The organism is Methyloterricola oryzae, assembly GCF_000934725.1.
Taxonomy (GTDB): domain Bacteria; phylum Pseudomonadota; class Gammaproteobacteria; order Methylococcales; family Methylococcaceae; genus Methyloterricola; species Methyloterricola oryzae.
Genome location: NZ_JYNS01000005.1, coordinates 216,060 through 230,290, shown reverse-complemented (window position 1 = coordinate 230,290; position 14,231 = coordinate 216,060). Strand labels below are relative to the sequence as shown.

The window sequence follows — 14,231 nt, the reverse complement described above, 5'->3', positions numbered from 1 at the left end:
AGCGGGGGAAAGATCCGAGCTCAGCTCGGCGACCCCGAACAGCCATCGGGCCAGCCCAGAGTCCGACTCGACAATTGCACCGGCCGCCGACTTCGTGATGGATCAATACTCGCTCGGCAGCAGTAGAACGTTGTCGGTCAGGTAAAACCTCCACCTTCCCGTTTGCAGGTCCGTGAACTCGATGTCCCTTGAAAACAGAGCCTGCCCATTGCCGTCTTCGACCCGAATGGCTGCGCGGGAGTCATTAACCTCCACCTCGACAACCTGAAACGGATGACGTTGCAGATGGGGGAAGTATTCCGTCGCGACGATATCGAGAAACCAATAGGCTCCCTGCGCCCCGCCCTGCTCGGCGAAAAACTGGACTCCGTCGGTGTAGGTCATGGCTCTCACAAAGGCATGGCGGAACCAATGCTCGGTGCCGGTGAAACCGCGCAGCGCCTGTTCCAATTGGCCAGACGAGAGTCGTCCACCTTGGGCTTCCATTAGCACTGGCGCGGCACTTGGGACTCCAGCCACGAGTTCCTGGGGTAAGGGCAACCGGCCACTGAGCAACCGCTCCTCGATCTGTGCTTCCAGTTGATCGCTGTCCAGGTCAACCGCCAGAGCGTTGACACCAACCCCAGTGTAGAACTTGAGCCAGCCCTGGGCCTGAGCCAGGTCCAACATATCCTGGCGCCAGGCGTCCAGCAGCGGCAAATGACAAACTGCCTTGACCAAGTCCCAGACCGAGACGCCTGCCAAGGTGCCATCCAGTGCGGCATTGAAATCATCTACCTCCGCAGGCAGCAGCCTCAGTGCGCGGCGAGCTCCGAGATCCGGCGACAATACCTGGTTGTCGTATAACCACAGCTGCACCACATCGCCAAACAGGTTCGCCTTGGGCATGCGCCCGGTGAGCTTGGCCAGCCGCTCGGCATCACCGATGACCAGTACACGGCTCGACTGGCTGTCACAGTCCACCAACTTCAGGCGATAGAGGCCGCCTTCGCTCGTGGGCAGAGAGAGACGCGCCAACAGGCCTTGGATGGCGGTATCGCGTCCCCAGAACGAACCGAACAGCAGGTGCGCCGCTTCGTCGGTAACAAAACCATCCGCGTAAACACCTTGCATGTCGTCGACTTCGAATAAGTTGCTTGCATGAAACGTCATGAGTGCTCTCCGAAATTACGACGGCGCAGTCACCCATGCCAGGGGACCTACCCCGTCAGGGTTAACAACAATTGCCATGGCCGATGCTGCCGGCTCTAGGCAAGCGGTTGGAGCCATTGTCAGGAATCGTGCCTGCCGCGGTCACGAAGGACCGGCCGACGGAAGCGCAGGCGCGCGCCGGCAGAGGGGCTTCAATTTGGCGAGGTGAAGACCTCGGCGACTAATCCGCAGTCGCGACGGTCGAACTCGGAACCTTTCCCAAACCTGCCACTATGGCTTGGGAAAGGTGCCGCGAAACGGCACCTGAAAGTGGAAGACGAGTCTCACGGACCTGGGTCTTCATGCGCCCGCTCCCGCGGAACGTGTCGCGGTGCAACGGCTCGTATAAACGCGCTTCATCGCGCGGTAATGCCGACGCTCCCATCGTACGAACGTCAGGATCATTCCCCCCACGAGACCTGAACTGAAGCATGAGGTCTTGCCATCAACGCGCGCGGTCGCTTCCGCACAAAAGGCTTCGTCATTTCCCGGCGACGAACGGCCGGTGAGGTCACAGAGGGTTGCTGCACAACCTTCCCGTGATCCCTCGCGATCGCAAGGGATCGCGGGAATCGCGTGCCGGTGCGGATGAGAAATGCCTCCGCGGTTAACCCTGCTGCGGCGTCGTCAGTCACGCTGCCAAGTCTGGCCCACCGGCTGAAACCGGTAGTTCAAAACCTTAAGCCGTTCTTTCTGGCGTCGGAACAAAACACGGTCCACGGTGGTATCGAGCTTCACGGTGTCCTCCAGCGGCCACAGAGCACCGAACAAATCGGCGTCGTCCTGGATAAAATCGCCGTCCGCAGCAACGGCCGAAGCCGACTCGCTGGATTCGGGTAGCGGGTCTACCTGCATCCAGCTGTCCACTGACGCTGACACCTCGGCCTGCCTGGATGATTCTTGATCCAAAGGATCAGGCTCCTGCAGGTCCCCACTTTGGGCTATCGGCAACGCGCCAATGGCAGCCAGCGCCAAGGTTTCCAGAGTCGCGCGCACCTCAATCACCATACGTCCGCCAGCCACGTAGTGGCCGTGGTAAATTCGGCTTATGCCGAACTCACCCTCATAGCGGCCCTCATCGTACTGATCCAACAACGTGTCCTTGATGGCGAACTCGCCAATTGGCGTGACTAGCCGACCGACGGAGAACGCGCCGTTGCGGCCATTGACCTGACGGATAAATAGCGTGCCTGAGAGTTTGATCATGGGGTTACTCCTGAAAAGTGAATGCAGCAGGAGCAGTTCCCAAGACGATGGGGCATGCTGCCCCGCAGGGGTAAAATTGCCAGCAGCCTGAGTCTAAGCCTGGCAAATTGTGACTGATTGATCGAAAAGGAAATGGCTTGGGGCGACGACAAACGTCGCCCCAAGCTGGGTTGGAAGTGAGCGGGTCAGGCCGCCTCGCTGGTGGGAATCCACCCTCCATCGTGGTTCGATTGGCAATCCTGAGCCGGAATTTCCTCCTGCTTCAGAGGCGCCCGGTAGAAATCCTTGCCATCGATCTTGACCCAGGCAACGTACAACAGACGAGCCTTGAGACTGACACCTGTCTGACCGGCCTTCTCGCCCTTGTCGTAGGTGAAGGTCTCTGCGTACAAATCGCCGAGCTTGAAGCCGATCAGAACCGTGCTGTTCTCCCTGACCGCCTGTTCTAGGCTAGCGACGATGCCCTTGGCGTCCTCGCCGCTTACCTTGCAGTCGAATCGAGTGTATTCCACTTGGTCGGCTGCCCCGTGCAGGGCCGAAATATCCACCGCCAGAAATGGCTGGCCGCGACGTACTGGCACCGAGCGAATACGACTTAGATAGCCGATGCCGGTGATGTGCAAATCGAAGTATTTGGAAAGGTGGGTCATGGACGTTCTCCTGAAGACGAAAAAACCAACGGAGAATCGACGTTACTCCCCATGAGGAACAGACGTCCCCGATGGGTAAGTAGAGCAAAGCGCGTAGCGCTTGGTGTGAAGCAACCGGCAGGGGCCGGTACGAGCCTGCTGCGCCCCCGAAGGGACGGCCGCCGATGCGCAGGCGCGGGCGGCAACGGGTGCGACTGAATACGCAGTCGCCACGGTTACAACGGGGGTGACCCTACCACCACACCGCGCCGCTGTCAACGCCTACGGGTAAACCGCCTCTGAGGCACGCGGCGTTTGAGCGCGCCAAACGTGCGGCAGGGATGCCGCACAGTCCAACAGGACGTTTCCTATTTGCTTTTGCATGTACTGTAAGAGCATTTGATTAAGCGCCGCCACTTATCGCCCAGAATGCCGGCACTTAAGCTTCGCTGCTCCGTGGGTTGTCCACAGCGGACGAACGGGCCCCGACACTTAACCGCCGATACCCCGCCACATCCGGATGCCGACCTTTAGGAATGGCGTCATTGAATGTCGATTCGAGCGCTCCTGGGGTCGTTTCTAGTTGGCGTCGTGCACCATGACGGGGATTAGGCTGGGTAAAGGCAAAACCAGCCAATGGCCGGTATCGACTGGCCTATGCAAGGGATAGGGAAATACCGAGACGCGGTAGTCAGGGCGGTGGGCCGCGAAGGAGCTCGAACAGTTCCTCGATGGGGCGGCCAGGGTTGGCCAGCATCAGGTCGCGCAGCATCTGGGTCTTGTTAGGCTGTTTGGGCTCAGAAGCCTTCGGCTTGCATGATGCCCCACAGAACATCAGCCCAAAATTTGCCTGAGCCTTGGCCGCTTGCTTGCGGAGCTTCTTCCGCAGGCGGGTGCTGGCCTTTTCGCGCTCGTGACGGAGCCATGCTCCCAGGCCGAGGGCGGTAAACAGTCGCGGATGGAGAGTACGGATAGCCGCAAAGCCTCGGTAGCCGCCTTCGTGGCGCTCCGCAATGGGATGGGTCGTGAGCATGCCCGCACGGGCCAGGTCGGACGCCGCACGTTCGGCTCTCCGCAGGCCAAGCCCTGACACAGACGCGAGAAAATCCAGGGTGAGTCCCTGAAAAAGCCCGTCAGCGCCGGGAATTCCAACCCGCAAAGTCACCAGGTCGAGATAATGCACGACCGCCCCCAATAGCTGCACGCAAGCCTCGCGACGCTCGCTGCGCTGCTGGCGGGACGAACCATTTGCGGCATTGAGGCTGGGCAGAACATCAGGGTGGGGATAATAGGCCTTGAGCTTTTCCCCAAGCTTAACCAGAATGCCAGGCCGCCGGGCGTGTAGCGCCGGAGGAGCAAACCAGCGCGGGTGCTCCGGACGATGGCCGCAACGGTTGCCGTCATGCATAACGGAAGCCGAACTTGATACAAGCGATCGCTAAACGCCTGAGCTAGTCAGGCTGATTGAATTTTCGATCCAGCATGGCAATACGCTGAGCACACATAACGACCTCCTCCACACAGGCGCGGCTAGGGACATTCAGGGATGAACGGCAGCGGGGCGCCGAGTTCAGTCGGGACCCACTGCCAGGGGAAACATCAGAGGTAATGTGTAATGAAGGCCTGCTGCGCCCGAGGCCTGTTGGCCTTGGACGCCCGCCGGAAACGCAGGCTCGCGGCAGCTATGGGATTCCCCGGATTATCGAGACGGGACGCCTCGGCGAGCGTGGGTGTCGCTCGGAAAATTTGCGTCAGCTCAAGGTTATAAACAGCACGGCAGCAGTTATCACCGCGGCACGCAATGCTCGCATTTGCAGATCCAATAGGCTCAGGCGCCCCTGACGCCAACCGTGGTATTGCGCGCCAGCCACCCAGGCGGTCCAAAGCAGCAGCGCGTTGGATAAAATTCCCAGCGCGGCAGTTCGAAAGTCCACCAGACTCACGCCCGCCCCCATGGCGAACGCCGCTTGAGGATCAGTGCCAGGAAGGCCCACAACGGCCCCCTCGACCGCACTGCGGCCATCACCCGCAGCGGCGCCGCCTGCGACCCAATCACGGGTTCCGCCCAACACGTTGGAACCCGTGACTCTAGACACGTCGTAGCCGCCAAACGTTGCCAAGTAGCTAGCGATGCTCGTGCCATTGCCGTCGCGCGGCAGCACACGTCCGCCGGAAATCAGGTAGCGCTGAAGTCCCCCCACGCCAACCAAGTGCGCTCCGGCTAGGAGGCCGGAGGCCGTCACCATCAGGCCGCCTACTGTCTGGCCTACATAGCGGTCCAGGCCCAATCCCTGAATGTAGCGCCATTGCACGCTGTTAAAGGCGGTAACCGCATTGGTCTGGGCGTCCGGGTTGGCGAGAAAACCCGACCGGCTGCTGACGCCGTCCTTGCCAGTCCAGTTTCCCTGCCAGTCGTTGAGCGCGCTGCCGTCAGGCCGGTAATAGCCGGCATCAATAAGGGCCGCTTCGCCCATCTGGTAAAGTCCCAAGTAACCGCTTGCATTCTGGGATTGCGCGTTGCTGGACGATTCTTGCAGCGCCAGTGCTGCCAGAAAGTCCCCATACGTGCCGGCGGCTAACGCAAGGCCAGTCAGCCACAACAGCAGCCAAGGCAGAGTCCGGCGCCTCACGGCCGCTGGCCCGCCGCGTGCGGCAACACCACACTGTCCGGGCATTGGCGCAAGTTCAGGCCGTTAAGGGGGTAGCGTTGCGCCAGCGCAGGATCTTGCAGATCCACAACAGTGACGCCCTCACGCTCCCCGGTGTTGAAGCGCGCCACCAGTTGGGAGCGGCCGTCAGTGTCCAGAGCCATCAGCCACACCGAGCGTCCCGCATAACCTGCACCACCCTCGCAGCTATAGCAAAGGTCCAGTCGAGTGAGAGCTTGGCTATCGCCACCGCCCCGCAAGGTCACCGATCGCTCGCCCACTTCCAAGCGCAGAGGGCTCTCGCAGCCATTTCTTGAATCGGTCCATTGCCCCTGAAAGTCCAGCGGGATAGGGGGCGGAACCGCCGGTGTCGAGGAGGCGAACAGTCCTCCGCTCAGCAGCACCCAAGGAAGCCAAGGGCGTGCGAGCTTCATTCTTCCTCATCACTCAGAGCCGCATCGGTTTCAGCCGATAGCATACCCACATCCCCTGCCGCGATCCGCCGACATTGGCTGCGCAGCTCGAATAGTGCGACCCGGCGCATACGTCCGTGCGGGACGCTACGCTCCTGGTAAAGGATGGGCGAGACTCGGGTCTTGGGCCGATATCCCAAGTCGGCTGCCTCGCGGGAGGACACCAGCTTCAGCCCCAGCTTTTCGGCGAAGGCGATAGTGACTCGCCCGGTCCCCTCCTCTACCGAGGCTGGCCGGCCACGTAGACCCGCTTCCAGTTGATCCAACACCTGACGGGCGCGTCGCAGTTTCCACAGCAAGCCGGTGGGCGTCATGGGTCCCCACCAACCGCCACATTGGCCGATAGTGTATCGCCGCTCAAATCCACGCCGACAAAGCGGGCGCGCACCTCACCGCTGGTCTTGATCTGCGCAGCCAGCGTCCGTCGCGGCACGATGTATTGCAGAGTGCGCAAGTCGATCTTCAACTTGCGTACCGAACCGTCCCAATACATTTCATCGATCCCCAGAATGAGTTTGGTGGCGACATTGCTCAGAAAGTCCTCGGAAAAATGGGTGGGGCTCTGGCTGGCACAGATCAGCGAGAGTCCAAACTTGCGCCCTTCAGTGACCCACGTATTGAGCGGGTTGTCAGTGTCCTCCGTAAAGAAGCGCTTGGCCTCGTCCAGAACGACCAAGTCCCGCACGTCAGACTGAACTCCACGCTGCACGGCTTGCTGAAACAGATCCTCCAAGCGGAACGTCACGAACAGCTTCTGCTCATCCTCGCGCATCGCCTTGATATCGTAGCGCCACACGGCGGCATCACAGTCGAAGGGCGGAGGATTGGGCCTGAATAGCCCCAAGGCATTAAGATTATCGAGGCGCTCACCAACGCTACGTAGCACATCACGGGAATCGTAACGCAGCCCATCATCCAACTCGCGGCCACTGCCAATGGCATTTACAAAGGCGGTGTAGGCCTCGATGGCCTGTGCCTTGAGCCTCTCAAGATCGGAGTTTGCCGGCGCATCAGCGCCGCCGCGCTCAAGGCAACGATCGATTTGCCCCATAGCCTTGAGCCTGGCGTTGAGCGCCGCGGCTTTACGATTGACCTGTTCCAGCGCAGCCACAGCCTTGCTGTCTGCCCCCAGATGCAAAGCCTTCAGTTTGGCCTGGGTGAAGCGCGAGGCGTCCAGCAGTGTCGGGTACTTTTTGGGAAACCTGCGCACGATGCCATCATCCAGTCGCCAGCTTTCCGGCTTGTCCGCATAGAATCCGTTTGCGTGGTACAGATCGGTCAGAACGGCTCTTAGAACCGCCTCCTGCCGCGTACCAAGGCGTCGTGACGTGCGGTTCAGTGCGGCAGTGAACGTCTGAATACGCCGCCGGATGCCACCTGAATCGCGACAGGCGGACAGCGCCAGCGGGTTGAAACCGTAGGGCGTCTGCTCGCTGAACTTGACACTGGAGCAAGCTGGCAAGCCGTCGATGTCGCCGTGCACGTCGAACACATGGATCCGCAGCTCCCGATTGTGCCGCGCAAGGCTCTCAATCCAGTGACGAATCGTGTAGGTCTTTCCGGCCCCGGAACCACCCATGATGAGGACGTGGGCGTTGATGGCCGTGCGGCTGTCCCACCAGATAGGCTCCTGGCGGTTGCGCGTCCGCTTGATGTAGGCGTTGGCGCCCAAGATCACGCGCATGTGAGGGCACTCAGCCCGCGCCGGTGCTGACTTCCTCGCGCAGAAAACCAATGACCTCACTCACCATCTCACCCAGGGCGCCCATTTGATTTTCGGTCCACGCGCACAGGCGCTGCACTTCCTCATCGCTGGCATAGCGGGTACGCAGCTTGTCAATCAGATAACTCGGCCGAGGATCGTCGTACGCCGGCAGGGCTCCGCTATGCATCTGTTCCAGGACTTCAGACAAAACATCCAGCAGGGGCAGAGCTTCTCTCGTCGTCTCACTGCGCTTGTTCGCATCGATCATGTTTGTCCTCGCTCGATAACCCCGTCGCGGCACGGTTCGCAGGCTCAATCCATGCCGACGAGTTATCTTCAGAAACCAGTTCCGATAATGGCACTTAGGGCCCTCAGTCATCGCTAGTCTTTCCCGACATGCGAGCTTCAATAAGCGCCTTAACCTGACCCGGGCTAGCAATATCGTAGAACTGCACAGGTACACCGTCGGTACCGGCGCTAGTGAGTTCCAATGTGCCGATGCCCAGAAGCCTCTGGGCTACGGTCTGACGGAGGGTGACCGACCGGATATCCTCAAAGCGCAGGCTTACCGTCTCGCGGGCGAAGAGACCACGGCGCGCCTCAACTCCGGCGCCCGCCACCGTATAGCGAGCCGACAGCCATTCGATACTCCAGAGTGCCGCGATAGACAGCACGCCAAAACCTCCGGCCAAGCGCAGGCTGGCCACAATCCATTCCAGCGTTTGGCCGGGACGCTCTGGATGAATTGCCAGAAATGCCACGCCCCATAAACTCAGGGGCCCAGACAGGCCGAGCAGCATCAGGCAGACCAGCAGGACCGGAAGCATTCCGAGGTTTGCTCGAACCACTGCTGGTCGATAGGAGTGTGTGGCATGCGCCGGAAGCGCCTTCGACTGTCCCTGATCTGGTATGTTACCCAGCCCCTGTGCCCCCGCCAAAGCAAGCAATGGGCGGATCACATAGCCGCCTTCCGGGTAGTCCTCGATCGCATAGCGGCGTCCCGATTCATGGCACAGTAGCTCGCACATGCGCCGGGCCAACTCCACGCGGCAGAATGGCAAGCCATCCAGGTTGTAGATGGTGTCACCGATTTTCACCCCTGCCACCGCACTTCGGTTAGGGGTCCATGCTTAACTCGTCGTCCTCCGCGCTGTCTTCCGACGGCCGCTCGGCTTTCTGGCGATAAGTCACCGACTCGATGCACAGCGGATCAACAGCCAACCGATGCGCAGTGAGACGAATGACGCTGCGCGGATTGCCGCCTTCATCGTCCCAACACTCTTCGCGCAGTTGGCCGTCTACTTGGATTCGAGCACCTTTGCGCAGCACGCGCATGGCGGTTTCCGCCCTCGGCCCCCAGACACTCACCCCCAGCCAGAAGCCACCTTCGTCGCCGAACTTGCCATCCCCTTGAGGCACCTGGCGATCAAAATAGACGCGCAGATCCGCCACCGAGCGAGATTCCGCGCCAACCATAACCTGCCGTAGGACAGGTGCCTGCCCAATATTTCCCGTACCCGAAAACTGATTGCTCACCTGACGTCCTCCCGCAGAATGCGCCGGTTGGCGCCCGTGAATTAAAAAAGCACAAATGACTAAGCGTCGTCGACCGGAAATCAATCATTGGAAAAAAGTGATTTTTATGGTGAGCCAAGCGCCTGCTTGAGTGCCCCCAGGGCCTCCAGTTGCGACACGTAGCGCTCCAGTCGGCGCAGTTCGTTCAATCTCAGAGAGTGTTCTAGGTTAAGATCGACGGCACGGCGCGCGAAACACAGGTATACCCGGCACGCCAACGGATCAATCCCGCGTAAAAGCTCGATACCGATGGGGCCTTCCAACAAAACATAAGGTTGATCACCACGGCGCCCCGCTCGGCGCCAGCGCAGGTACACGGCACCGGTAGACTGACATTGGACCGTCAAATGCGCCGGCCAGGGGGGCAGAAATACGCGCTTAAACTCCAAGGCGATGCCATGCATAGCATCGACGTTCAACTGCAGCTCGAACTGAAGGGCGTTAATCCTTCGCCATGCCGCCGACTTACCGGTGTGAGCCCTCCGAATAGGTAGCTCTGTACGCGCTCTGGATGAATTTGGCATCGCCCAGAATGGGTCGTTTACAGAAACGCAATCCGCGGTGCGGGTGGGCCCTTCGATACAGTACGCAATGCGTGCATCCCTTACCCTTAAAGGGCTACCTTTTAAAAGGGGTTATCACGAGCGTATCTACTCGTCAGGTACAGGCTCGTTAGCTACCGCCGCAGACGCGACCCCCCTTTGCTCGGCCATCACCGCAAACACCGAGCGCGGCGCCCTGCTCTTGGCAATCGCCAGCTTTTCCAGGGAATCAGTGAACGGATCCAAGACCTTACGCTTACGAATGTCCGGCGCGTACCGGGCGCGGTGCGTGCCGTCGAGGACATTCTGCGGTACCGCTCCCATAATCTCCTCCGCGTGTTTGGCTGCGGCAGTCTGCCTGATCACATCGTCGCGGTTGATGCTGGTGAAATACCACTCGGCGACACAGTGAAACGCACGCCGGATCGGGCGGCTGGCGCCATTCAGAATCTCCATGGACTTGTCGCGGTCGATCAGGCCGAAGTGGCGCGCCGTCAGCACCCAGCGTACCAGTTCGTCAAAATCCGCGATTAGATAGGCCCCCATGTAACCGTACGGGTTTGTGAACTGCAGCGGGATGGCGACAGGGTTCATAGAAACCGCGACTTCGATCTTTACGCCGTCCATGACTTTCAGCAATTGCTGCATGGCCTTTGTCTTTTCCTGGATAAAACCGCGTGCGGTCTCGATTGCGTCTTCGATGCGGATTAGAAACCAATCCGCGTAGGGGTCGTCATTCTGAGCGGACAGCCATAAGTTGCGCGTGCGACGCCCAAATGCCGTCATCCCAATGATGGCTGGACCATTCTTTTCACGACCTTCCACCAGTCGTTGCGCCTGCCGCGTCTGAATGACCATGCTGGCCTGACTGCGCAGGCCTCCCGGATGTTGGGACACGCCCTTTACTTCCGCAGTGCTCATGTCAGGCCTCCAGCTTTAATCCGACCCCAAAGTGCGCACAGTGCGCATAACCCACAACGAATTCATGGGTTTTTTACGTTCTTTCCCTGCTCCCGATCAGTGGCCTTCCCAAGGTCTGGCGCATCCGCGCCATCCTCCCAGCTCTTGATGAGGGACGCGATGACTCTGACTTCAACGCCCGTTATCCGGTGCATCTCCAGAAGGCGCAGTGCCGGATTGTCCGTGCCGCTCGCTTGCCAGGCCTTCCAGATTTCCATCTGGCGCTCCTCCTCCGGCCGTTTGGGCCGGCCAATGCTCTCTGGCAGATCAAATTGCTTGCGCAAACTGGTGAACGTGGGATTGTCCAGGCCAAACAACTCGGACATGGTCGGGTAGGAGGCGCCAGCTCGTATCAGCTCATCGCGAAGCTCCCGTTCCGCGCTGCGCCGCTGATGACTCATAAATGCGGAATCCAGCGACGCCGGGTCAAACTGGATCATGATGGTGTTGTTACGCAGGCATTGAACGAATTCAGGCAATTCGCCGAAGGGAATGGCACGCAGCCGATCCAACTGGTCGCGTTTGATTCCGAAGCGGGCGGCATGATCCGACAGCCCATCTGTGAGACGGGCAGCATAGATCAAAACTTGAAGGGCAAGATCGGCTTGAACTCTCTCCATCGTCGTCTCCAATAACTCATTTCGTCCAATCGCGCAGTTGCTCGAGGGTGGGGCAGTGCCAAAGCAAGGATTCCGAGAAGACCTTTTTTAAGGTCCGACAGCTCTCTGCGAGCAACAACAAATCGCGGAAAGTGGAATCGGATGGCTTGGGCGACGACAGCAGGTAGTGTGGCAGCAAGGTGGCGCTCGCAGGCAAGCCGACAAGTTCGAACAGCCGATTCTCATCATCCTCGCCGTCTTCCAACAAGCGGCAGAGGCTAAAATCGGCTGGCGCCAGCTTGGTACGTTCGACACTTAAGGTCTGTTCTGACAATCCAAACAGCCACCACCAAGCACACCAGGCGGCTTCATCGCACTCTATGGCCTTGGCCTGCATTTCTGTGGGGAGGTCCACGAAAAAGCCCAGGCCGGCGGGCGCCGCTTGGATCAGACCATCAAGGCCAAAGGCGTTTCCGATCCGCAGGGCGATGATGAAACAGCGGCTGCGCAAGGATTTGAGATCGTTTTCTTTGGGGAGGTGGGCATGGGCCTCTGCGAAAAGCGAGTTGAGGAAGTCGTCGTCATCGGGTCCCGACACTGATGAGGAAGCTATGCTTTCCGCTGCTGCCGCCAATTCCGATGTCTCAGCCATCGGTACGGTATCGTCGGGCTGAGCGAAATTACCGCTTTGCTTACCATCAGCTCCTACCTGGTCGTCTTGTACGTGATCCGCTTCCTGATCCTCGTTGGATCGAAAGCCATTTGATCCGCCCGATTCTGGTTCAACCTCGTACAATTCTTCCGGAGACGCAGTCGAAGGCACGCCAGCGGCGGCGACAGTGGGGGCATCTGTCTGATCTCGTGAGTCAGTCACAGACGGTGCGGCTGCCTCCTCGGCTTCACCCCATTCAGATCCGTTGTAGAGCAAGGCATCTACACCCATCGCGATCACATGGGCTGCTTCATCGATCAACGTGGCGATACGTTGGTCCAGTACGCGCCTCACTCCCTCCAGGTTCAGGGACAGATGCAGGTCGTCTCGCTGGGCCAGCGCGTCGGCCCACAGGGGCTCAAGAGCCGGGCGTCTGTGTTCGGGCACCGAAGAGAAAAATGCCCGGTAGGCATTTTCCAGGTCATGAATGCGATCAATATCGCGGCCGCTCATACCGCCGGAACCTTCCTCCCCGCGCAGGGCGATGGGAATGACCGGCTCCAGCACCTCGCAGGCATATTCGTAGCGCGCCATCTGCCGGCGTGAGACGTGGTAACCGATTGCATCCAGACGCCTGAGAAACTCGCTGCGTGTAAGGCGATGCCCCTCTTCGGTCTCTATCTGTTCGCGCAGATCCAGCAAGGCCATGGCCTTGTCGATGAGCAGCAGATCACCGCGCAGTTCATTCTCCACCAGGTGCCCGCTGAGCACCTCGCTTTCCGAATTCCATGGCGCGAACAAGCAGTGAACTTGCCGGAACTGGGGATTTCCGGTTTCGCCCCATAATTCCTTTAGGATGGCCAGTCGAGTGTTACCGCCCGCTGCGATGATATAAAGTTCCTCACCTGGACGCCGCGTTATCCGCAAGGGTGCGTCCATGCCGCGGGAGCGGATGGATGCCTTGATCTGCGCATAGACATGATTAGGTTCACGCCGTGGATTGCGATCGTAAGGTTTAATCTTGTCGATATCGACGACCATCGACGTCAGCGCGATGGGTTCGGAGATTGGCAGGCTCCGGCTCGGACCGAAATGTCCTTCCAAAAGCAGCCCTTTGATATCGGCAGTTTTCTTTGCCATGATCAAATGCCCTCCGTTCGCAGGGCGGCCCGTTCCGCCATAGGTTTCCGCAGGTGAGGAAACAATTCTGCTGTTAGCGCCTGCAGTATCTCGAGAGCGCTTGGGGCGTTGCCGCGTCGCTTGACCTGCAGCCGGTGCACCGGAGTCTTAAATGTTGCCGCTTCGCGGTAAACAACAGATGCTGGAATTACCGTATCCAGGATGGTGATGGAACCTTTGCTGGGAAGGTACGATTCGCTGCGTAATTCCTCGACGATACGCCGGGCGTCAGTGGTGCGGTCCTTGCGGTAGATCACGCCACGCAGAGGACCAATTGGCGCCCCCAGATACGCCATGGGCCGGAGCCTGTCCAGCATGGCGACAGTTCCGCGCACGAACTCGCGCGCAGAGAGTAGTTCGGGGGGAATCGGTGAAAGCAGCAAATCCGCCGCTGCGACGGCGGCATCCTGCAAGGGCCCGACGGCGCCCTGGGTATCGATAAAGATGAAATCGTAGTTGGCAAACGCGGGGCGCTGCAGAAGATGCTTCAGTCGCACGCGGCCATCCACGGCATCCCGAATCCAGTCCCAAAGCTTCCCTTCCGGGTCATTTGAGTAAATCAGATCGAGACCTTCGATTTCAGTCTGGCTGATCACACCGTTTGCGGTCGCGTCGAGCATCAATTGAACGAGACCGCCCTCGGCGGTAAGGCGTAGCGGGAAATAACTAGACAGGGTCGGCTGCGGATCGGCGTCGATCATCAACACCTTTTGTCCGAGATCCGCGAGAAATGCGGCAAAATTGGCCGTCAATGTGGTCTTCCCTACCCCTCCTTTGGTACTCGCGATCGTGACAGCGATCATCACGTTTCCCCCTGCGCTGCGGACTATGAATCAAGACGAATTCGTGGCCCTTGAGTGAATACCACCAAG

The 14,231-nt window shown here is 59.6% G+C and carries 16 protein-coding genes; all 16 read right to left on the bottom strand.

The features are described from left to right. Positions 1-102: 102 nt before the first annotated feature. Positions 103-1,152, bottom strand: a complete 1,050-nt coding sequence (locus EK23_RS21675; RefSeq protein ID WP_052808076.1) for a DUF6876 family protein — start codon at positions 1,150-1,152, stop codon at positions 103-105. A gap of 666 nt (positions 1,153-1,818) precedes the next feature. Further along, positions 1,819-2,397: a DUF3275 family protein gene (locus EK23_RS09535; protein WP_045225108.1), complete on the bottom strand. Its 579-nt coding sequence runs from the start codon at positions 2,395-2,397 to the stop codon at positions 1,819-1,821. A gap of 185 nt (positions 2,398-2,582) precedes the next feature. Then, positions 2,583-3,047: an STY4534 family ICE replication protein gene (locus EK23_RS09530; RefSeq protein WP_045225107.1), complete on the bottom strand. Its 465-nt coding sequence runs from the start codon at positions 3,045-3,047 to the stop codon at positions 2,583-2,585. Positions 3,048-3,717: 670 nt separating this feature from the next. Then, complete coding sequence (locus EK23_RS09525; protein ID WP_045225106.1) at positions 3,718-4,434, bottom strand: hypothetical protein; 717 nt, start codon at positions 4,432-4,434, stop codon at positions 3,718-3,720. A gap of 343 nt (positions 4,435-4,777) precedes the next feature. Next, positions 4,778-5,656, bottom strand: a complete 879-nt coding sequence (locus tag EK23_RS21670) for a DUF3262 family protein (RefSeq protein WP_158002482.1) — start codon at positions 5,654-5,656, stop codon at positions 4,778-4,780. Further along, positions 5,653-6,108, bottom strand: coding sequence for a hypothetical protein (locus EK23_RS09515; RefSeq protein WP_045225105.1), 456 nt, complete (start codon positions 6,106-6,108; stop codon positions 5,653-5,655). Before EK23_RS09515 ends, EK23_RS21670 begins: the two co-directional genes overlap by 4 nt. Next, entirely contained in the window at positions 6,105-6,461 is a 357-nt protein-coding gene (locus EK23_RS09510) for a hypothetical protein (RefSeq protein WP_045225104.1), read from the bottom strand. Before EK23_RS09510 ends, EK23_RS09515 begins: the two co-directional genes overlap by 4 nt. Next, positions 6,458-7,831: an ATP-binding protein gene (locus EK23_RS09505; protein ID WP_052808074.1), complete on the bottom strand. Its 1,374-nt coding sequence runs from the start codon at positions 7,829-7,831 to the stop codon at positions 6,458-6,460. The genes EK23_RS09510 and EK23_RS09505 overlap by 4 nt, the downstream gene beginning before the upstream one ends. Before the next feature lie 10 nt (positions 7,832-7,841). Then, a complete protein-coding gene (locus EK23_RS09500; protein WP_045225103.1) occupies positions 7,842-8,120 on the bottom strand; it encodes a hypothetical protein in 279 nt (92 codons plus the stop codon). Positions 8,121-8,223: 103 nt separating this feature from the next. After that, a complete protein-coding gene (locus EK23_RS09495; RefSeq protein ID WP_145998617.1) occupies positions 8,224-8,949 on the bottom strand; it encodes a PH domain-containing protein in 726 nt (241 codons plus the stop codon). Positions 8,950-8,968: 19 nt separating this feature from the next. Beyond that, the gene (gene ssb, locus EK23_RS09490; protein ID WP_045225101.1) at positions 8,969-9,388 is read right to left on the bottom strand and encodes a single-stranded DNA-binding protein; all 420 of its coding nucleotides are present in this window, start codon (positions 9,386-9,388) and stop codon (positions 8,969-8,971) included. A gap of 104 nt (positions 9,389-9,492) precedes the next feature. After that, complete coding sequence (locus EK23_RS09485; RefSeq protein WP_145998616.1) at positions 9,493-9,846, bottom strand: hypothetical protein; 354 nt, start codon at positions 9,844-9,846, stop codon at positions 9,493-9,495. A gap of 231 nt (positions 9,847-10,077) precedes the next feature. After that, positions 10,078-10,890 (bottom strand): PFL_4669 family integrating conjugative element protein, encoded by an 813-nt coding sequence (locus EK23_RS09480; protein WP_045225099.1) that lies wholly within the window; start codon positions 10,888-10,890, stop codon positions 10,078-10,080. Between the two features lie 62 nt (positions 10,891-10,952). Beyond that, positions 10,953-11,549: an STY4526/YPO1902 family pathogenicity island replication protein gene (locus EK23_RS09475; protein ID WP_045225098.1), complete on the bottom strand. Its 597-nt coding sequence runs from the start codon at positions 11,547-11,549 to the stop codon at positions 10,953-10,955. Between the two features lie 16 nt (positions 11,550-11,565). Then, complete coding sequence (locus EK23_RS09470; RefSeq protein WP_045225097.1) at positions 11,566-13,320, bottom strand: ParB family protein; 1,755 nt, start codon at positions 13,318-13,320, stop codon at positions 11,566-11,568. 2 nt (positions 13,321-13,322) lie between these two features. After that, complete coding sequence (locus EK23_RS09465; protein ID WP_200892132.1) at positions 13,323-14,162, bottom strand: ParA family protein; 840 nt, start codon at positions 14,160-14,162, stop codon at positions 13,323-13,325. Positions 14,163-14,231 lie beyond the last annotated feature (69 nt).

What these genes read in the sequence shown, in the direction of transcription:
- EK23_RS09500 (WP_045225103.1), bottom strand. Translation starts at nt 8,120, where the DNA reads ATGATCGATGCGAACAAGCGCAGTGAGACGACGAGAGAAGCTCTGCCC.
- EK23_RS09510 (WP_045225104.1), bottom strand. Translation starts at nt 6,461, where the DNA reads ATGACGCCCACCGGCTTGCTGTGGAAACTGCGACGCGCCCGTCAGGTG.
- EK23_RS09465 (WP_200892132.1), bottom strand. Translation starts at nt 14,162, where the DNA reads ATGATCGCTGTCACGATCGCGAGTACCAAAGGAGGGGTAGGGAAGACC.
- EK23_RS09515 (WP_045225105.1), bottom strand. Translation starts at nt 6,108, where the DNA reads ATGAAGCTCGCACGCCCTTGGCTTCCTTGGGTGCTGCTGAGCGGAGGA.
- EK23_RS09525 (WP_045225106.1), bottom strand. Translation starts at nt 4,434, where the DNA reads ATGCATGACGGCAACCGTTGCGGCCATCGTCCGGAGCACCCGCGCTGG.
- EK23_RS09505 (WP_052808074.1), bottom strand. Translation starts at nt 7,831, where the DNA reads ATGCGCGTGATCTTGGGCGCCAACGCCTACATCAAGCGGACGCGCAAC.
- EK23_RS21675 (WP_052808076.1), bottom strand. Translation starts at nt 1,152, where the DNA reads ATGACGTTTCATGCAAGCAACTTATTCGAAGTCGACGACATGCAAGGT.
- EK23_RS09530 (WP_045225107.1), bottom strand. Translation starts at nt 3,047, where the DNA reads ATGACCCACCTTTCCAAATACTTCGATTTGCACATCACCGGCATCGGC.
- EK23_RS09480 (WP_045225099.1), bottom strand. Translation starts at nt 10,890, where the DNA reads ATGAGCACTGCGGAAGTAAAGGGCGTGTCCCAACATCCGGGAGGCCTG.
- EK23_RS09470 (WP_045225097.1), bottom strand. Translation starts at nt 13,320, where the DNA reads ATGGCAAAGAAAACTGCCGATATCAAAGGGCTGCTTTTGGAAGGACAT.
- EK23_RS09475 (WP_045225098.1), bottom strand. Translation starts at nt 11,549, where the DNA reads ATGGAGAGAGTTCAAGCCGATCTTGCCCTTCAAGTTTTGATCTATGCT.
- EK23_RS09535 (WP_045225108.1), bottom strand. Translation starts at nt 2,397, where the DNA reads ATGATCAAACTCTCAGGCACGCTATTTATCCGTCAGGTCAATGGCCGC.